Source organism: Kitasatospora sp. NPDC057223, assembly GCF_042669755.1.
Taxonomy (GTDB): domain Bacteria; phylum Actinomycetota; class Actinomycetes; order Streptomycetales; family Streptomycetaceae; genus Kitasatospora.
The window spans coordinates 1-17119 of the sequence record NZ_JBHUWW010000165.1 but is presented as its reverse complement, the minus strand read 5'-3'; the positions used below and the strand labels follow the sequence as shown (position 1 = coordinate 17119).

Annotated in this window: 22 protein-coding genes and 2 pseudogenes; 9 read left to right on the top strand and 15 right to left on the bottom strand. The window is 70.3% G+C overall.

All coding sequences use genetic code 11. The features are described 5' to 3' along the window. Positions 1 to 344, bottom strand: a pseudogene (locus tag ACFUK0_RS35695) (hypothetical protein); the annotation flags it as partial. Further along, positions 341 to 760, bottom strand: coding sequence for a carbohydrate-binding module family 14 protein (locus tag ACFUK0_RS35690; protein WP_380257391.1), 420 nt, complete (start codon positions 758 to 760; stop codon positions 341 to 343). The gene ACFUK0_RS35690 and the pseudogene ACFUK0_RS35695, both read right to left, overlap by 4 nt. Positions 761 to 1170: 410 nt before the next feature. On the opposite strand from ACFUK0_RS35690, the gene ACFUK0_RS35685 reads away from it, so the two are divergent. Continuing rightward, a complete protein-coding gene (locus ACFUK0_RS35685) occupies positions 1171 to 1455 on the top strand; it encodes a hypothetical protein (protein WP_380257389.1) in 285 nt (94 codons plus the stop codon). A gap of 62 nt (positions 1456 to 1517) precedes the next feature. Here ACFUK0_RS35685 and ACFUK0_RS35680 read toward each other — a convergent pair whose 3' ends face one another. Further along, a complete protein-coding gene (locus tag ACFUK0_RS35680; RefSeq protein WP_380257387.1) occupies positions 1518 to 1742 on the bottom strand; it encodes a hypothetical protein in 225 nt (74 codons plus the stop codon). 251 nt (positions 1743 to 1993) lie between these two features. Between ACFUK0_RS35680 and ACFUK0_RS35675 the strand changes: the two genes are divergently transcribed. Then, on the top strand, positions 1994 to 2224 hold the full coding sequence (locus tag ACFUK0_RS35675; protein WP_380257385.1) for a hypothetical protein: 231 nt from the start codon (positions 1994 to 1996) through the stop codon (positions 2222 to 2224). 99 nt (positions 2225 to 2323) lie between these two features. On the opposite strand, the gene ACFUK0_RS35670 is transcribed toward ACFUK0_RS35675, so the two are convergent. The 4 genes from ACFUK0_RS35670 to ACFUK0_RS35655 form a co-directional block, all read right to left on the bottom strand. Then, positions 2324 to 2554, bottom strand: a complete 231-nt coding sequence (locus ACFUK0_RS35670; RefSeq protein WP_380257383.1) for a hypothetical protein — start codon at positions 2552 to 2554, stop codon at positions 2324 to 2326. After that, positions 2551 to 3129, bottom strand: a complete 579-nt coding sequence (locus ACFUK0_RS35665; RefSeq protein ID WP_380257381.1) for a hypothetical protein — start codon at positions 3127 to 3129, stop codon at positions 2551 to 2553. Before ACFUK0_RS35665 ends, ACFUK0_RS35670 begins: the two co-directional genes overlap by 4 nt. 581 nt (positions 3130 to 3710) lie before the next feature. Continuing rightward, positions 3711 to 4196, bottom strand: coding sequence for a DUF4265 domain-containing protein (locus ACFUK0_RS35660; RefSeq protein WP_380257393.1), 486 nt, complete (start codon positions 4194 to 4196; stop codon positions 3711 to 3713). A 214-nt stretch (positions 4197 to 4410) separates the two neighbouring features. After that, positions 4411 to 5145, bottom strand: coding sequence for a DUF6215 domain-containing protein (locus ACFUK0_RS35655; RefSeq protein WP_380257379.1), 735 nt, complete (start codon positions 5143 to 5145; stop codon positions 4411 to 4413). A 1048-nt stretch (positions 5146 to 6193) separates the two neighbouring features. Here ACFUK0_RS35655 and ACFUK0_RS35650 point away from each other — a divergent pair. Next, on the top strand, positions 6194 to 7429 hold the full coding sequence (locus ACFUK0_RS35650; RefSeq protein ID WP_380257377.1) for an IS110 family transposase: 1236 nt from the start codon (positions 6194 to 6196) through the stop codon (positions 7427 to 7429). On the opposite strand, the gene ACFUK0_RS35645 is transcribed toward ACFUK0_RS35650, so the two are convergent. Next, on the bottom strand, positions 7426 to 7818 hold the full coding sequence (locus ACFUK0_RS35645) for a hypothetical protein (RefSeq protein ID WP_380257375.1): 393 nt from the start codon (positions 7816 to 7818) through the stop codon (positions 7426 to 7428). The two genes, ACFUK0_RS35650 and ACFUK0_RS35645, sit on opposite strands and share 4 nt — an antisense overlap. 232 nt (positions 7819 to 8050) lie before the next feature. Next, positions 8051 to 8329: a hypothetical protein gene (locus ACFUK0_RS35640; RefSeq protein ID WP_380257373.1), complete on the bottom strand. Its 279-nt coding sequence runs from the start codon at positions 8327 to 8329 to the stop codon at positions 8051 to 8053. Positions 8330 to 8415: 86 nt separating this feature from the next. Between ACFUK0_RS35640 and ACFUK0_RS35635 the strand changes: the two genes are divergently transcribed. Continuing rightward, a complete protein-coding gene (locus tag ACFUK0_RS35635) occupies positions 8416 to 9087 on the top strand; it encodes a hypothetical protein (RefSeq protein WP_380257371.1) in 672 nt (223 codons plus the stop codon). Between the two features lie 142 nt (positions 9088 to 9229). Then, positions 9230 to 9622, top strand: coding sequence for a hypothetical protein (locus ACFUK0_RS35630; protein ID WP_380257369.1), 393 nt, complete (start codon positions 9230 to 9232; stop codon positions 9620 to 9622). A gap of 49 nt (positions 9623 to 9671) precedes the next feature. Here the strand turns inward: ACFUK0_RS35630 and ACFUK0_RS35625 are convergent, their stop codons facing one another. After that, positions 9672 to 10079 (bottom strand): hypothetical protein, encoded by a 408-nt coding sequence (locus ACFUK0_RS35625; RefSeq protein ID WP_380257367.1) that lies wholly within the window; start codon positions 10077 to 10079, stop codon positions 9672 to 9674. Next, positions 10064 to 10231, bottom strand: a complete 168-nt coding sequence (locus tag ACFUK0_RS35620; RefSeq protein ID WP_380257365.1) for a helix-turn-helix domain-containing protein — start codon at positions 10229 to 10231, stop codon at positions 10064 to 10066. Before ACFUK0_RS35620 ends, ACFUK0_RS35625 begins: the two co-directional genes overlap by 16 nt. Positions 10232 to 10636: 405 nt before the next feature. Here ACFUK0_RS35620 and ACFUK0_RS35615 point away from each other — a divergent pair, with 405 nt between their 5' ends. Together ACFUK0_RS35615 and ACFUK0_RS35610 are read left to right on the top strand one after the other, a co-directional pair. Continuing rightward, positions 10637 to 11194 (top strand): hypothetical protein, encoded by a 558-nt coding sequence (locus ACFUK0_RS35615; RefSeq protein ID WP_380257363.1) that lies wholly within the window; start codon positions 10637 to 10639, stop codon positions 11192 to 11194. A 530-nt stretch (positions 11195 to 11724) separates the two neighbouring features. Further along, on the top strand, positions 11725 to 12081 hold the full coding sequence (locus ACFUK0_RS35610) for a hypothetical protein (protein ID WP_380257361.1): 357 nt from the start codon (positions 11725 to 11727) through the stop codon (positions 12079 to 12081). 1076 nt (positions 12082 to 13157) lie between these two features. On the opposite strand, the gene ACFUK0_RS35605 is transcribed toward ACFUK0_RS35610, so the two are convergent. Continuing rightward, positions 13158 to 13337 carry a hypothetical protein gene (locus tag ACFUK0_RS35605; RefSeq protein ID WP_380257359.1) on the bottom strand — a complete coding sequence of 60 codons (180 nt, stop codon included), beginning with the start codon at positions 13335 to 13337 and terminating at the stop codon, positions 13158 to 13160. Positions 13338 to 13827: 490 nt separating this feature from the next. Here ACFUK0_RS35605 and ACFUK0_RS35600 point away from each other — a divergent pair, with 490 nt between their 5' ends. Continuing rightward, positions 13828 to 14151, top strand: coding sequence for a DUF6193 family natural product biosynthesis protein (locus tag ACFUK0_RS35600; protein ID WP_380257357.1), 324 nt, complete (start codon positions 13828 to 13830; stop codon positions 14149 to 14151). A gap of 78 nt (positions 14152 to 14229) precedes the next feature. On the opposite strand, the gene ACFUK0_RS35595 is transcribed toward ACFUK0_RS35600, so the two are convergent. Further along, positions 14230 to 14757 (bottom strand): hypothetical protein, encoded by a 528-nt coding sequence (locus tag ACFUK0_RS35595; RefSeq protein WP_380257355.1) that lies wholly within the window; start codon positions 14755 to 14757, stop codon positions 14230 to 14232. A 481-nt stretch (positions 14758 to 15238) separates the two neighbouring features. Here ACFUK0_RS35595 and ACFUK0_RS35590 point away from each other — a divergent pair, with 481 nt between their 5' ends. After that, positions 15239 to 16450 (top strand): serine/threonine-protein kinase, encoded by a 1212-nt coding sequence (locus ACFUK0_RS35590; protein ID WP_380257353.1) that lies wholly within the window; start codon positions 15239 to 15241, stop codon positions 16448 to 16450. 177 nt (positions 16451 to 16627) lie between these two features. Here the strand turns inward: ACFUK0_RS35590 and ACFUK0_RS35585 are convergent. Continuing rightward, positions 16628 to 16717, bottom strand: a pseudogene (locus ACFUK0_RS35585) (threonylcarbamoyl-AMP synthase); the annotation flags it as partial. 48 nt (positions 16718 to 16765) lie between these two features. Further along, positions 16766 to 17119: carbonic anhydrase (locus tag ACFUK0_RS35580; RefSeq protein WP_380257351.1), on the bottom strand; the 354-nt coding region annotated here is incomplete at its 5' end.

Sequence of the window (17119 nt, the reverse complement as noted above, 5' to 3'; positions counted from 1 at the left end):
GGGCAGGACCAGAAGCGGTCCGCGCGGTCGTTCTGGCCGTCACCGACGTAGGCGACCTGGGTGACGGGGTTCTCCGACCACAGGGTGCGCCAGTCCCCGGCGCCCACGTCGTCCTGGACCGGGACGTTCAGGCCGGGGTTCTGGGTGGTGTTGGACCAGCCGGAGGCCTTGTCGCGGAAGCCGTAGTCACCGATGGAGATCGGGCTGCTGCAGTGGGGGTCGATCCACTGCAGTCGGCGCCCGCCCCCGTTCGAGTCCTCGTAGAAGCAGTACCAGCGGTTGTCCGACTGGCCGGCCGGGCAGCCGTGCCAGTCGGCCGCCGAGAGCGCCGACGGGCCGCTCATTCTGCGCGCAGGGGTTTGATGATGGTGTGTGTGATGACCTGTCCCTGGATGTGCTTGGTCTCCAGCGTCTGTGTTCCCGTCGAGTCCGATGCGACCGACCGTTGCGTGCTGCGTGTCTGGGTAGGGTCTGCCTGACGACCCGCCTGCTCGGGGTAGTTGCAGGTGAGCAGGTTGGTGTCCCAGTGCAAGCCGGCGGGGCAGTCGAAGCGGTAGGCGATGCCGTTGCTGCACTCCCAGAACTTCGAGGGGTCGCTGTCCGGGTAGTACTGGTCGCTGCCCGGGCACGGCTTGGTCACCGGCTGCGCGTCGCGGGTGGCGGATGCCGCCACGGCGGGCGGCACGGCCGCCGCACTCAGGAGCAGGCCGATCACGGCTGACGTCATCAACGCCCGCCGAACACCCAGCTTCACCATCATCGTTCCCTTCGGTCGGGCCCGTGCAGGCGCCCGCGCGCCCCGCCCCGGGCAAGATCAATCACCCGGCCCAACGACACCTCGGCCCGCTCGGACACGGCCCGACGACGACGCCCCGTGGCGTCCCGGGCTGGCACAGCCCTGGGACGGGCCTGTCCCAGGGCTGTCCCAGCCTGTCTGGTTTGCCCGGTTTTGCTGGGAAAGTCCCAGGCTGTTTCGCCAGGTGGGAGTGTTTTCGGTTGGGGCCTGGGACAGGCTTGGGACACGGCCTCGCGGCGGGCTGCTGTCCTCTGATAGGCGATCGTGACCGATTGCCAGGCGATCTTGACGGCCAGTGGGTTCCTGCCACCTGATCTTGATTGGGACGCGGAAGCGGTGGGAGGCCAGGTATCGGCGTCGGCGAGAATGCCTGCGTGACCTGGACCGATGACCTTCCGCGGATACCGTTCTCCTGCTGCGACCTTCCCGCTGGAGGGGAGTGGATGATCCAGGAGGAGGCCGCGTCCTACCTCGGGATCGGGCCGGTTCATCTCAACGGGCTGACGCACAACACCCACCGGATCGACCTCGTCCGCACCACGGGCAGAGACCTGGTCGTCACCCGCGCCAGCGTGGAAGCCGAGGAGCACTGGCGCGCCACCGCTCCTCGCTGGCGCAAGGTTCTGCGCCTGTTCAAGGACATCGGGTTCTCGCCCTGAGGGGCCTCGACAGGGGCTCTGATGGCGGTCAGGGTCACCTGTCAATCGGTCAAGATCGCCTGTCAGAGGTCAGCTGCTGTTGACCCGTCGAAGCGAAGTTTCACCAGTCTCGGCGAAGAGATCGTCGTGGTCGAGGACCACCAGGCCAGCACCCCGTCCAGCACCCCGCCGTCCACTCCGGCGAGGATCCCCTCCACCACGGCCCGCTCCCGGGCGAGGTACGCCCGCGTCAGATCCGCCGCCCGCCAGATCGCATCGACCGTCACCCGGTCCCCGGCATCCGTCACAACCCCGTCCTACCCGCCCGGTGAAGCCGGCCGCAGGCACTCCACCCGCTCCTCCCCGAGAGAGAGCCGGCCGGCCTTCTCGGGGCTCCCGGTTCGGTCGGTTGGCGCGGTTGTGGGGGTGCTTGTGAGGTTGTTCCCGGGGCGTTCGGGGGGCGGGGTGGTACTCAACTGCTGCGGTGCCGGGGGTGTCGGGCGGGTATCGGTGGGGGAGCGGCCGGTGGGCCCGTGGCTGGTGAAGGGTGGGGGCGGACGTGGTCAGACGTGTCGTCGGTGTCGTGCTGGGGCTGGTGTTGGCTGGGATCGCCACGTTGTTGATGGTCCAGGTCGCTCATCATCGCTATGTCTGGGCCTACTTCATCGCCATGCCGCTGTACCTGGCGGCGGTGTTCTGCGCGGGCGCGCCGTTCTTCGACGACGCGGACGGTTCGGGCGGCGGGGGTTCGGACTACAAGGGCGACGGCGGGGTCGGGCTCGGTCTGTAGAGGCCCGGGAGCACCCGCACCCGAGGGAGGGGAAGTGCGTTTGTCGCCTGCCGGACCGGTTTGGCCGCTCGTTCGGTTGCGCTGTCGGGTGGTGCGTCCTCACGTCATCCACTGCGCCACCACGGTGGCGCTCTGCGGCACGTCGGCGAACGCCTTGACGATCACTACGGCCGTCAGGCCGCTGTCCGGGCCCGGACAGCGGCCGTCACCGTGCGTCCGTTCCCGGTGCCGGGCCGGACGCGACAGGACGGTGCGACAGCGTTTCCTGGGCTTGTCCTGCGGTTCCCGGCCGTCCTGGCCGCGGTCTGGGTCTGTCGGGGTGGTTGTCATGGTCTGGCGCGGTGGAGGAGACGGATCTTGCGTCGGGCGCGGCGTGTGGCGGTCTGTGGGTGAAGGAGGAGCTGGCAGTGCTCGGTGAAGCTGTCGATGACCTGGTTGACGGCGTTCTGTGCGGTGGTGGCTTCGGCCCGGGTCTCGCCGGTGAGCGGGTGTCCGGCCAGGCGGGTGTTGATCATCGACTGGAGGAGGAGGTCCTGGAGACGGACGAGGCTGCTGGCGGTCTGGGCCTGGGCGGAGACGAGGGGCGGCCCTTCGACGGTGACTGCCGCGGCGGCCGTGCGGACGGTGTCGCGCCCGGCCGCCAGTTCACTGCCGGCTCTTCTCAGGGCCTGGGGGTCGGCGCTCTGGGCGTCGAGGAGTTCCTGCGCGGCGCTGGTGCGGGCGGTGTGAGCCAGCATCGTGGCGCAGAACGCGGTGTAGACCTGGCGCCAGGCTGCCCGGCTGGCGAGGTTGGCCTGAGCCTGGGCGTTGATCCGGGCTACCCGTAAGGTGCCCGCGGCACCGAAGACGGTTCCGAGGAGGGTCCCGCCGATTCCGGCAAGGCCCAGCAGGGTCTTTGAGTCCATGGAGGCCATGGTGCAAGACCGGCCGGGATCTTGCCCGGCGCCTCGCGGTTCCTGCTGTGCCTCGTTGTCATGCTCGCCGGGTGGGCGACCTTGTTGTCGCCGGTGGCCGTGTTGCTGCGCGAGCCGCTGTCCGTGCCGGACACGACAGGGGGCCGTGGTGCTCCCCGCCGCCCGCCGCCCGCCGCCCGCCGCCTGCCGTCCGCCTGGCCGTCGGGGCCGCTTGGTCCGGTCCGGCGTCGGGCTGCTGTCCGGTGGCGGGCCCGGTCGTCAGGAGCCGCTGGTCGGGGCCGGTTGTTCTGGGCTGCTGCGGCGCCGGCCGTGCAGCCGCTGGCGCAGGGCTGTTGCCTGGCCGGGCGGGTGCGGGCCGTGGCCGGGCGGCTGCCCGGTCCTTGTGCGGGTACGGGGCGACGACGTGTACGGCCCGCGCCGGATCGCTCCCGACTGGCGGGCGCAGGAGGTGCTGGTGGCTCTGGTCCGTGCTGTGGGTGGTGAGCCGGCGTTCGGCGGCGGGCTCATGCTCACCACCTCGACCCGGGGGCTGATCAGGTCGGCATGGATGCTGACGTCGAGTTCCGAGGAGGCTAGGCGTTCCACCACTCATCTGTGCCGCAGCCCACCTCGTAGTGCCACCAGCCTTCGTCCTGTCCCTGGTTCAGGAGCGCCTTGATCCCGGCGAAGTCCGCGTCGGCCGGGACGTTGAAGGCCACCATGGGGAAGTCCGCGCTCATGACCTCGCCGCCGAGGTGGAAGACGGCCAGGCGTTGGTGCACCGCCTGAGGGCTGCGGCCCAGCGGCCCGGAGGGGATGGGCAGGACGCGAACTGTGCAGTTGCCGGCCGAACTGACCCTCCCGGCAGCCCAGTGCAGCCCGTCCGGGCCGGTCCGGAACCGCACGACATCCCCCTCGGCCACACCGTCCTGCAAGAACGGTACGTTCTCGATCACGGCCGTGTCGGCGCTGAGCCTTGCCGCCCACAGACCCTCGATGTCCTGCGGGAACCAGCCCTCACGCGGGACGAACCGGAACCAGACCTTGACCTTCTCAACCGCGCTCTCCACCGGGCCCATCATGCTCGGAGCGCCAGCGGCATTGTGCACCGGGGCTGAGCTGGGCGGTCAACCTTCGATGAGACTCGTCAAACTCCGATGAGACGGGTCACTCTGACAGGCGCCCTTGACCGATTGACAGGTGTTCTTGACCGCCGGTCGGTGGTGGGGCAACGGTGGCGCGATGGCGCATCTGCAACGCGATGGTCATTTGCCGACGCCCGGAAACCGGTGTTCACCGCGATGCGGCGGAGGCCGAACCTGACGGGTCCGATGGTGCGGCGACCCAGCGCGGGAGGGTGGGCATCACGGCTTCGGCGACCTGGTGCAGGAGCGCGTTGTCGACGGGATCGCCGTTGGTGCGGAAGATGGCGATCTCGAAGGCCCGGCCGCCTGGGGCTTTGGGGTCCTGCGCGACGACGAGGTGCCGGACCGGGGCGCCTGAGCCGGGGCTGGTCCTGTCGTCCTCGTCGGCCGGCGAGGGCGTGGCACCGGGGAGGTCATGCACGAAGAGGGTTTGTGGGCTGCCGCCTGCCCCGAGGGTCACGGTGCTGGTGGTGTAGGTCAGGGCGCCATGGCCGAGCACGGTGGTGGGCCGGGGATGGAATTCGGGCATGTCCGCGATGTCCTCGACGGTGACGGAGCTGTCCGTCAGGGCAACGACGCTCAGGCCCACGTGCACCTCCGCCACGGCGTCGGGGCCGAAGGCTAGCGGAGCCGGCCCCGCGGCCGAAACCTGGCCCTGCGGCATGCCGAGCAAGGCCGGCAGATCGGGGCGGTTGAGGGCGGCGCACAGCGCGGCGTAGTTGGGCGGGTCCGCAGGCTGGGGTGCGGAGCATGCGGCCGACGGCAGGTCCTGCTCGGTCCGGTCGGCCATCGTCCATAGGCCGATTCCGATGACGGCCAGCAGCATCGCGCTCACCTGGGCGGCGGTATTCCTACTGGACTTGCGTACTGCCGGCAACGGCACTCCTCTTCAACGCGGCTGGACCGCCGAGACAGAAGCCCGGTACGTCGGGAAGATCATATGACTCCCCTCCGGTGGGCGTACGCCTACGTCCACCAGGCTCACCCCTCGCCCCTGCACTGATACAGCCGCGGCCACCAGCCAAGATCACCTGTCAATTGGTCAAGATCGCTTGGCGCAGGACACTCGCGGCCGACCTGTCGCAACGAAGCTAGTCGGGCCGGATCGCGTTGACCGGCGGGGACTGGATTGAATGAGACGGCCGCGGGTCGGCCCGGCGTCCGTCAGGACGCCAGGGTCGTGGTGAACTGGGCGCGGTGCTCTGCCATCGAGAGGGGAGACTCAGAGTCAAACTCGAAGGTCTCTCTGGCGGCGCCGGCGGGGAATTCTGGGTGGTCGTGCCAAATTTGGGCGAAGGCGACCAGCAGGTTCCATGAGGCGGTTGCGTGCAGCTCGGTCCTCGCCGCGCTCTCGGGCGGCGAAGACCGGGACGTGGTCGGGTCGTGTTCGCGGTCGGCCGCCACTGGGACGCGGGACCTTGATCCGCTCCATGACGGCCTCGAACTGGGTGGAATCACCGGTCTGGCCGGGTGTGACGAGCAGGGCCAGCGGACGGCGACCGCCCTCGCAGGCGAGGTAGATCTAATAGCTCAGCGGTGAGCTCGAGCACGGAAGTGCAAGGGCCCGCTGTGTGAGGTGGAAGCCTGCCCCCGTTCCGGGACTGTGATCCCTCGGGTCAGACCGGCTCCTCCTCGCCACGCCACCGGGCGGAGGCCCAAGGTGGATCCGGGGACGCGATCCCTTCAGCAAGACCGCGCCCCGCCCGGTGGCTCCGCACCAAGCCAGGTTTTCATGTCCTCAGCCCGCCGGCAGGGGCCGACCTCTCAGAAGTTCGCGAGCCCGGAGCTCTCCAACAGACCGAGGTCCCTGCCGGTCGCTGGAGACACGAACGGCTCATGAGATGGCGTGCCCCGAGCACTTCTATTAGAGCGCCGCGTGCTCCGCACGGAGCCGACCAGCACTGACGCAACGCGCAAACAGGAGAACGAGGTTGAACAAGATTTTTTGCGGTATCGACTGGGCCGAGAACCACCACGACATCGCGCTGGTCGACCAGGACGGCACCCAACTGGCCAAGCTGAGGATCAGCGACGACAGCGCCGGCTTCAATGCCCTGCTGGAACTGCTGGCCCGTCACGGCGACAGTCCCGAGGAGCCCATACCGGTGGCGATCGAGACTCCGCGCGGTCTCCTGGTGGCCGGTCTGCGGGCCACCGGGCGCAACGTCTACGCGATCAACCCACTGGCCGCCGCGCGCTACCGCGACCGCAGCAGCATCTCCCGGGCCAAGTCGGACGCCGCCGACGCCCGCGTCCTGGCCAACATCCTCCGCACCGACATGGCCGCCCACCGGCCTCTTCCCATCGACAGTGAACTCGTCCAGGCCGTCGCCGTGCTGGCCCGAGCCCACCAGGACGCGGTCTGGGACAAGACCCAGATGGTCAACAGACTCCGCTCCCACCTGCGCGAGTACTACCCGGCCGCTCTCCAGGCGTTCCACGGCTCCGGCGCGCTGGGCCTCGACTCCAAGCACGCCCGGGCGGTCCTGGCCGCGGCACCCACCCCGGCGGCAGCGGCCCGACTCACCCGCAGCCAACTGCGTGCTCTGCTCAACCGCGCCGGACGGCTCCGGCGTGTGACCGACATGGAGGTCGAACGGCTCCGGGAGATCTTCCGCAGGGAGTGCCTGCACCACCTGCCGACGGTCGAGCAGGCCATGGGCAAGCAGGCCCAGGCCCTCATCCAGCAACTCGACGCCACTTGCCGGAGCGTCGACGACCTTGCCGCGGCCACCGAGGAGACGTTCCTCTCCCATCCCGACGCGGAGATCATCACCAGTTTCCCCGGGCTGTCCGTCACGTCCGGAGCCCGCGTCCTCGCCGAGATCGGTGACGACCGGGACCGCTTCGCCGATGCCCGGGCTCTGAAGGCATACGCCGGCGCCGCACCGGTGACCCGGGCCTCCGGCCGCAGCCGCGTCGTGGTCGCCAGAGCCGTCAAGAACCAGAGGCTGGCCTCCGCCGGCTACATGTGGGCCTTCGCCGCCCTGCGCTCGAACGAACCCCGAGAGCACTACGACGCCCGACGCGCCGGCGGCGAGCGGCACACCTCAGCCTTGCGGAACCTGTTCAACAAGCTCCTCGGCTGCCTCTACCACTGCCTGCAGAACCGCACGCTCTACGACTCCGAACGGGCCTTCGCCCAGACCATTGCACTCGCCGCCTAGAGCCGCGCGCCGACGGAAATGTCGACTGCAGCCGCGTTCCAGCCGGGCTCGTCAACGGCGACCCGGATCCGCCGCCTGCCCGCTCCACCGACGAGACTCACGAAGCGCGTCACACCCATGACATCACCGATGACCAGCCGCCCGTCGGCCAACGAGATCGACCCCTCGAAGACAGTCGTGAAGGAAGGATCCGGTCCAGGCCCCTCGTCGAACGGCTCGGAGAAGAGCCGGACCCTGACCAGCCGAACCTGAGCCTGAACCCGGACTGCCACGTGGGTGTCACACCCGACCGCGGCTTCGTCCCGCAAGTCCAACACCGGCAACCAATCGGTCGATCCCAGCGCCAGAATCGGATGATTCACCCGAAAGTCAACACCCGCGACCTGCATGTTCGATCCCCTCCGGACTCCCCTTCGCAACGCTCGGCGATGCTACCGGGCGGTTCAGACATGCCGGCTGCGGGCTCAGAGTCCACCGACTGCAAGGGCTGGAGATGACGCCACCACCGCCGAGTTGACCGCCAGCGACATGAGATGTCTTGCTGGTCAGCCCGGGGTCGCCGGCGTGCCGGGGCTCCCTGGGGGCCCCTATGTGTTTGGTCAAGCGGTTCGAGGCTGTGTCTCAGCTTTCGGTGGCAGGCTCACGTCCGGTGTAGGCGTAGATCCAACCGGCCCGGACGTCGGTGGAGCGGACCACTTCGTAGGCATGCCGAGTCGGGCCGGCCGGACCGCCGGATGCGCGAATGAGGGCGGGCGGCGTCCCGTCCTGACCGAGGTGAACGATCTTGGTTCGGCCGTCGAACGGGCCGCCGACGACCTTGATGCCGACGGTGTCGTTGACCACCTCGCCGGCGAGCCATCGGTCGATGGTTTTCATGTGCTCGGAGTTCTCGGTGCCCATGGGCAGAGCGGATCACGGCAGCAGCCGGCGGACAAGAGGCAGGTTCATGCCGCGGCCGCGGGCGGGGATTCATAGAGGGTGCCGTCGTGGAGCATGGCGAACAGGACATCGACGCGGCGTCTGGCCAGGCACCCCGCCGACCAGGCCCAGGGCGAGGACGACGGCGACCAGGAGCACCCGCTGCTCGGCGACGTCCGCAGCAAGGTCCGCCGCCGGGCCGCCGGGCCGCCGGGACGAGCCTGGAAACCATCCAGCAGGCCCTGGCCGCCGCGCGTAACGACGAGCGCATCGCCGACCGGTACGCCGACGCCGGAGACGAGAGCGCCGTCGCCACCGCGGCCGCCGTCCTCGACGAGTGGCAGCGCGTGCACGACCACACCGCCGAAACCCGGGCGGAGCGTTACGACCCCGACCACGACACCACCCTCCAGCACGCACTGCGCGCGGAGCGCCACCGCAGCGACGTCGCCGCCCTCGCGGCCGCGGCCGAGTACCTGGAGATGCAGCGCACCGACAGCGCCCACCGCACCCTCTCCGGCCCCGCCGCCCAGCCCCTCTACACCGCCCTCGACCGCGCCGGCCTCCACCTCCTCAGCGAAGCCGACCGCCAGGCCGTCCGCGACCTCACCCACCACCTCGACCCGGCCACGCTGCGCCAGGTGACCGACTGGCTGGAGCGCGCCCGCACCGCAGCCCTCGCCCTGCGCGGAGAACAGGCTCCGCCCGCCCGGCCCACGGTGCGCCGTAATCACATCTGAGGGGAGCGCCCCATCCGATCGCCCGCTGGCCTGGAAGACTCTGATTCATGCGACGGTCTGTGATGGCGCTCTGGGGCTCACCGGAGCGGCCCGCTGTGGCTGCGAGCGTGGGAGGACGTCGGTGCAAGGAGTGAGCCAAGTGATGGACAGCTACGCCAGCCCATATCAGGAGTTCATCGAGGTACTGGCCCACAGTCACGCCGGCGCTCACCGGAAGGCTCTGACCGGGCAGCTGATCGCTGTCTACGCAGAGATGAACCACCTCCTGGCTGGTACCAAAGGGACGATGGCACCGGCGGCGTGGGCGGATTGCGGCAACGAGCTCAGCCGGTGCATGGGGCTCTACCGGAACGCCTGGACGCGGTTCGTCGCCGTGGTCGACGACTACCTGAACGGCGCGGACATCGCACCCTCTTCGTCGCTGGGCCCGGAGACAACGCAGGCATTCCAGGCGGCTGTGGACGGGGCCCGGGCCGCGCTCGACGTCATGAGGACGGAGGCTCGCCGGCTGGGCCGTGAGGGCTGGGCACATTAGAGCCTGGCACTGTCGGGGATATTGGAGGAGACCAGGTTCACCGGCCCGATCACTGCCCCCGCAGGGCTCGTCCCGCACGACCCAGCTCCTCGATGTGGGCGGCGCGGTCAGGGTCGGCTCGACGTAGGCGCTGCCATCGCTGTTCGCGTTCGGCTCGGTGCTGTTCCTGGGTGTGCTGTTCAGCGGCGGCGAGGCGGTCGGCGGCGACGCCGAACTTCGGCGGCGCCCACTCCTGCCAGGTGATCCACCGGTCCTCGCTGTATAGGCTGCGGGCGAGCCGGCCTCGCTGACCGGTGGTCTCCAGCTGCCGGTAGGTCTCCTCGGCCATGTCGAGCTCGGTGGCCATGGCGGCTCGGGAGCGGCCGGTGAAGATCCGCAGGTGCGCCAGCGTCTCGTGCTCGACGGTGCAGAGCGCGTCCGGAGTGGTGCCGACGGCCTTCGCTAGCCGCGGCAGCACTTCCGGGGCGGCGTGCGGGTGCCGGCAAGGTAGAGGCTGACCGCGCGTTCGCTCACCCCGGCCGCCCTGGAGATCCGGGCGACCGAGGTTCCGGCGGCGGATCGGGCGGCGCGGAGCTTGGCGGCGTCGAAGCCGTACGGAGTCTCGCTCACACCCTGCTTCTACCCACCGGTGGGCGGTTCGTTCGGGGTGAACGAACCTTCACGGGGGACCCCATGTGAAGGCTTGTTCAGGGGTGAACGAACCGCGAGTGTTTTCGACAGGTCGAATGAGAGCCACTGGGACAGCCAGTTCGGGAGCCGGTTCGTGATCACGAACCGAGTGCGTGGTCCGGTGTCTTCATGATCGGCAACGAGTTCCAGAGCCACCCCGAACGGGTGACCTCGGTCCACGTCGGCATGGCAGCTGCTGTCGAATGACGGTTCCTCGGTAGCTCGGCGGTCCTGGTCCTCTCGGGCCGGCCCCTGACAGGCCCGGCCGGCGAGGGCCCGGTTTCGTGCCCGAGGTGCACGGAAACTCGGATGCCCCGGCCGTGCGCCGCTGCGAGAGTGGCCGCCATGACGCGACCTGAACTCTCCGAACTCGACCACCTGCGAGAGATAGAACGGCTCGCCAACATGGTCGCGGATGCCGCCTTGACCGAGGGCTGGCTCTCGTATGAGCCCGAAGCAGAGGACGCGACGCGCTTGCAGCGGGCGGTGAACGCGCTGGCCCGGGAGCTTCGCCACTACCACTTTCCAGGGGACGGCTGCCTCGACGATGAGACGGAACGCCCCGAGCTGAAGCTCGCGGGCGTGGTGATTCTGCGTCCCGGGGCGCTGCCGGACGGCATGGAGGAGACCTATGAGGAGGCGTGCGCCCGCCTCGGGGTCGAGGCCCGGCCCGAGGGGTGGGCCCTGTGGAACACATGGGGCGACGGAAAGCTCCAGGTGACGATGGTCGTCTCCGCCGTCGACACCACCGAGGGCCTGCTCGCGAACTGGTCGCGGGGCAAGGCCATCTACCCGGTGACACCAGTGCCCTCCCAGATCGCTCTCATCCACCACGGCTGGGCTGCCCACATGATCTTCTCCCCGTTCGGGGTGAAGAAGCTCGGGCTCGGCGGACAGCCGTGACATCGCGCCACCTCGACCGCTGGTCTTCCGTTCCCGGTTCGGTTCCTCAGCGGCCCGGCTGGTGCTCGGCTTCCGCGTGCTTCCACCTCCACCGGCCGGCCGGCAGGCCGTCCCGCGACCACCCTCACCGCATGGGGGGAGACGAAGACCATCGCCGGGTGGGCGGCCGACCCGCGCTGCCTGCCCGCCGAGGCCGCCCTGCGCGCCCGCCTGCGCGCCGGAACGGACCCGGAGAAGGCGATGAGCACCCCTCGCAGCGAGCGGCCCGCCGACCGAACGGGGAACAGTGATGGCCAAACCCCCGAACCACCGAACGGCAGGGAGCGCGACGCGGCGACGACCTCGCGCCCGACACGCTCTGGCGCTACGGCGTCCGAGCCCCCGAGGCACGGGCGGCGCACAACATCGAGACGCGTGACCGCCGACGACAGACCGCCGACGCGGCCTTCCCCGAGGCCACCCGCGAGGCCTACCTCCAGGCCCTCCGCCAGGGCCTCACCTTCGCCCAGGCCGCCGCCTTCGCAGAGGTGTTGGGCCTGGCCAGCCCCGGCCTGGCGCTGGCCCGACGCCGCCGGGACGAGACCTGGCACCGCGACATCGACGCCGCACTCCCCACAGGGCGCAACCCCGACCTCGCCCACGGCACCGAAGGCGCCTGGAAAGGCGGCTGCCGCTGCCCGGACTGCCGCACCGCCCACCACGGCCCCACCACCACCCAACCACCCACCGACACCCCACCCCCTGCTCCGCCCGCGCCCACCCTCGCCGGATGCCCCCGCCCCCAACTCCAACCCGACTGGAGGCTCTTCGTGGCCTGCATTGGCACAGCCCGGCGGCGCGAGGAACTGCGCACGAGCCGCCACTTCCAGCCGGACACCGAGGTGTAGGCGCATGCCCGCTCTGCAGCCGCACAGACCGACACCGCGCCCGCGCGGCCGGGCGGTCCAGGGAAAGTCCCAGCACCCGGCCAGTACCCGCACCGCCCGTGCAGGCACCGTGTGCGGCTGCGCCTCTCCGGAGGGCGCCGGTACGTGGCGGGTGCACGGGGTCGCGGCGGACGGAACGGCCCTCCACCGCCCGTGCGGCCCCCGCGAGCACACTCCCGGCCAGTGGCGTACGGCGACCGGGCCGGGAGTGCTCTGCGCAACCTGCGCCGCTGGCCGTCAGGACCATGGCCGGGCCCTCGGCAGCCAGACCAATCGGTGGTCCCTTGAGCGCAGCCCCAAGGCAGACTGAGCGCATGGCAACTTGAAGAGCACCGGCTGGCCGGAAGTCCTGGCGCAAGAGGGGAATCGGCTGGTTCGTACGCGACGATGACCGTTGGATCTGCCTCGCGTGCCACGAGCCTGTCCGCTCCTACCAGTACCGCTTTCATCCGCCCGAGTCCTCCAGCTTCGAGCGTTGCATCGGGTTCGTCTGGTGTTCGGGATGTCGGATCTACTCGGGCAACATGGTCTACGTTCCTCGCAAGCGCGTCCTGGTCGACGCCCTTGCCTCGCTACCTGGCGATGACCGGAACCGGCTGCTCCGGAAGGAGGCCGCGCTGGTCGACTATCTCGACAGTCAAGGTCTCGGCCGGCACTGACCCGAGCTCCCATCCTCGGCCGTTGTACTCGGCACCATCACGGTCCAGCCCCGATGTGTGCCGTTCAAGCGGCGCCTGCTGTCACCGGCGGGCTGAGCTTCTCCACCGCCGGCATCGACACCACCGCCGGCGCGGAGAGCTGAGACCGGGGATGGGATCGCGTGAACTTCCCCGGACCGACTGGAGCGGGCGGGTCGTGGAGACGACGGAACTCCAGCGGACGCTCCGCGACGGTTGCCACCGGTGCCGCAGTGGCAGCCCCGGCGCGGTGAGGCCGCGGCGGCCCGAGTGACGGAGGATCCGACGCCGGAGACGGCCCAAGCCCTGCTCGAAGCACAGCGGGTGGCGGGAATCGCGTAGACGGTCCGGGCTTGGCGGTCAGCGGGCGGACCAGATCGGGCAGCCGGACACATGGCGGGTCAGCACGACCACGGTCCCGCCGTCGGTGATCTGCCGGTCGTACAAGGGCCTGCAGCAGGCCACCGGCGCCGAAGGCGTCGCCCGGACGGCGGCGGCAGGGGGCTCGTCCCGGTCCGGCAGTTCGGTGCGCGGCCACACGGCCTCCACTGTCGCCGGCCCGGACCGGCGAGGGGAAGCCCGGCGGTCGACCTGCTCGATGGGCACCCCGAGAGCTCGGGCCCGGGCGTGGAGACGGCGGCGGTCGCGGCGTTCGGACATGGAGATACCCTGGACCCTCCAAGCCCGCTCACGCCAACAGCCCAGGCCGCCCGTGTCCGCGGCCGGCGACACCGACGGGCAGATCACCTTCACCAGCCCGTGCACCGAAACCCACCCGCCCCGGACCAGGCCGACCTCCAGGGTCGAAGAACCAGCGGCTCGTTGCCCGCTACGAGGTGGGCAGAGTCCTGGCCACCGGCGAGGCATACGCCCGGCCCGGCCACCACAAGAAGGGCAACAAACCCCGACGAGCAAGCGTCGCCCCCACCCAGCAAGCGAGGGGTGCCGGTCATGATGTCCCAATGACACTGAGGCCACCAAGTGATGACGCTGTCGAGGCAGGCCGGCAGAGGTACGCGCTGACGGACGCGTGCGCCTGGAGCTGTTGGAAGCCGCTCACGCCGCACCGCGCCTGCGGCAGCTGTTCCCCTGGACCGGCATGGGCGAGCTGCACTTCAGCCGTTGCACCGAACAACGATGGACGTGGGACATCCCCTACATCCAGCCCGCAGCCGGAGGCAGCTACTGGGTATCAGGTCCTCTCCGTTCGCAGACCGTGCGGCCTGCGGAGAAGGCCGAGCAAGCCATCGCCATGGTCTTGGAGCGCCTTCCGGTCGGCTGCGGGCCGGCCTTTCTCGGTACTCCCGAGGAACTCGCGGCCCATGAGGCGATGCAAGGGCAGCTCGACGGTTAAGAGCTGTCCGGCCGATCATCTGACTGTCGTCAGTTCGGATCGGGTTCGGTGTCGGGCGGCCATCGATACCCATCGGTCCTACTTCGCCCTGGTCCGAGGGGCACCGTCTGGCGCCAGCTCGACCAGCTGGACCTCCCGCTTCTTCTCAGTGGGGGCATGCGTCACCTTGATCCGGTCCGGACCGTCCCAGCCCACACCGGCCAGGTCGTCAAGGCTTACGCCACCGGCATACCATCGGCGGGCGGTGGGGCCACTGCCCTGCTCGACGTAGATCTGCACGTACGAATACTCGAAGTCTCGGTAATCCTCCAGCACCAGCACGCGGTCGGCACGGCCCGGCGCGGCGTGACGTTCGGTCTCGTCGGGAGTCGAGGACAGGAGAGGCAAACTGAAGGCCAGGACGACTACCACCGCTGCCAGGGCCAGCCAGAAGATCCCCCGCTCTCCCGGCAGAGTGCCCTTCAGGACCGCCAGGAGGAAGACGGCGGCACTGGCCGGGAGGAGGGCGAGCGGCTGATGCAGGGCCTGCAGCCCGACCGGTGCGCCTGACCGAAGCGTCGCGGCAAAGCCGACCCCCTCGACCGACAGCAGCAGGAGAGCCAGCACGCAGAGTTACCGGCCGACCTTCACCTCTCTCAGGTTCCCCATCATCCTCAGCCCCCATCACCGCACGGTCGTGCGTTCCGGGTGAGCGTACGTCAGATCTGCGGACGCACTGCGCGCCGTGCGTCCGCAGTCCCTCCCCGGCAGGTTCGGGCATCCGCCGCGCAAGACCACGGCCCCGACGCAGGTCACCGGGTACGGGGCCAGCGGTACGGGACCGTTCCGAGGGATCGTCGTGATCGGCCGGACAGCTCCTGGCCGTTGCCGACACGCGCGGCTGCGCGATCCGCGGTCTGGCTCTCCCCACAGGCCCCGGATGGTCTGCCTCTGGAGCCGGTGCGGCTCGCGTCCTGCCTGCCTCCCTCAGACCGGCCGCTCGCCGCCCGCCGGACTTCCCCGTGTTCGTTCGCGATCGCAGGGTAGGCGGCCGGGCGCGCCCCGGCGGCGCGAGGATCCAGCGCGACGTTCAGCATCGGAGACCGGCATGGCCGTGACGGCAGAGAACACCATCGGGAAAGCACTGTTCGCGGGCCGGTACCGGGTGAGCTCTGTTCTGGGCCACGGCGGCGGAGCCGACGTGCTGCGGGCTGTGGACGAACGACTGAACCGCGAGGTCGCCCTCAAAGTCTTGCGCCCCGGCTCGACCGCGGACACCGCCCGGCGCTTCGGCACCGAGGCGCGGGTGCTGGCCCGACTGCGTCACCCGGGCCTGGTGGAGGTGTACGACTACGGCACCGCGGCGGAGCGGCCCTACCTGGTCCTGGAACTCGTGGAGGGCCCCACGTTGGCAGCGGAAGTGCGGACCGCGCCGCTGCCGGCCGCCGACGTCCGGCGACTCGGACACGACCTGGCAAAGACCCTGGCCTTCGTCCACGCCCACGGTGTCGTCCACCGGGACGTGAAGCCGTCCAACGTCCTCCTCGACGCCACCGGCCGCCCACGGCTGGCGGACTTCGGCGCCGCCCGGCTCCTGGACCGGCAACCCGAACCAGGCGACGAGGAACTCACCCGCACCGGCCTGATCGTCGGCACCCCCGCCTACCTCGCCCCCGAACAAGTCCGCGGCCAGGGAGCACAGGCGTCCACCGACGTCTACGCCCTGGGCCTGCTCCTCATCGAATGCCTGACCGGGAACCGCGAATACACCGGAACCCCCATCGAAGCCGCCGCCGCCCGGCTCCACCGCCCGCCCACCATCCCACCCCACCTACCCGTGGCCCTGGCAACCACCCTCCTCCAGATGACCAGCATGGCCCCCGAACACCGCCCGACAGCAGCAACCTGCGCCCAGCTGCTCGTCACCCCCGAACCGGCGACGGCGCGGCCAAGCCCACAACCCCGGAAGAAGGCCCACGCCGCAGCCACCCGGACCGCCGTACTGATCGCGGCATCCACGCTGGTGCTCGCAGGCGTGGCAGGAAGTACGGCCTTCGGTGACGCCCCGCAGCCCGCGCCGCGCCCGGCCACGACGCCCTCCGCACCACCGGCAGACGATCCCGTCCCCGCGCCGGTACAGGACCCGCCCAGCTCGCCTCCGTCTCCCGCAGTGGCACCGTCCGTCGAGGCCGTCGGGCGGCCGGCCGCTCCTCCGGCCTCCCCCGGGCCCGCGCGGCCATCCCCCAACCGCACGGACGACAACACACAGAAGGAAAAGGGCCGCAAGAACGACGGCGGACACGGAAAGAAGCCGAAGTAGCGGATCGTCCGAACCTGCGATGACGAGGGCGACGTCGATGGCCCACCGGGCGCACATTCCGGTCCTTTTGGGACTGCGCGCAACGTGCGAGCGCTCTCCGCGGCGACGACTGGCCAACAGGACGCCACGGCCTCGGGGTTGAAGGCGTCGCTGACGCCTTAGACGGCGTCAGCGACGTAACACGAGCTCGCCACGGCGTACGGCCGTTGCGGCTTCCCGCAGCCCAGTGATCCTGCCGGACTCGACGCGGGGGTCGGCGCGCCGTGCCGTTCGTCCGGCCTCCCGTTGTGGTGCGTCGGTCGGCGGTGGAGCGTGTCATCCGGTGGTCGCGGCAGCCGATTCTGTGGTGGGGATGCCGCGGGCGGTGACGAGTCGGGCGCTGCCCTCGGCGAGTTGGTAGGCAAGGCCGACCACGGCGGCGTGGCCGGAGGCGACCTGATCGGCAAGTACGCGGGAGCGGTCCAGCAGGAGATCCACGGTGTGCCGTATGTGGCTGTCGATGAGGTCGCTGTCCTTGTCCAGGCCGGCGGCGCGGGCGGCCAGGATGCTCGGGGTGACGCGCTCGACGACGTCCCGGACGTATCCGGGTGCCGACAGGCCGTCCTGTACGGCGGCGCGGGCCGCGGCGACGGCACCGCAGGAGTCGTGTCCGAGGACCACGACCAGGCG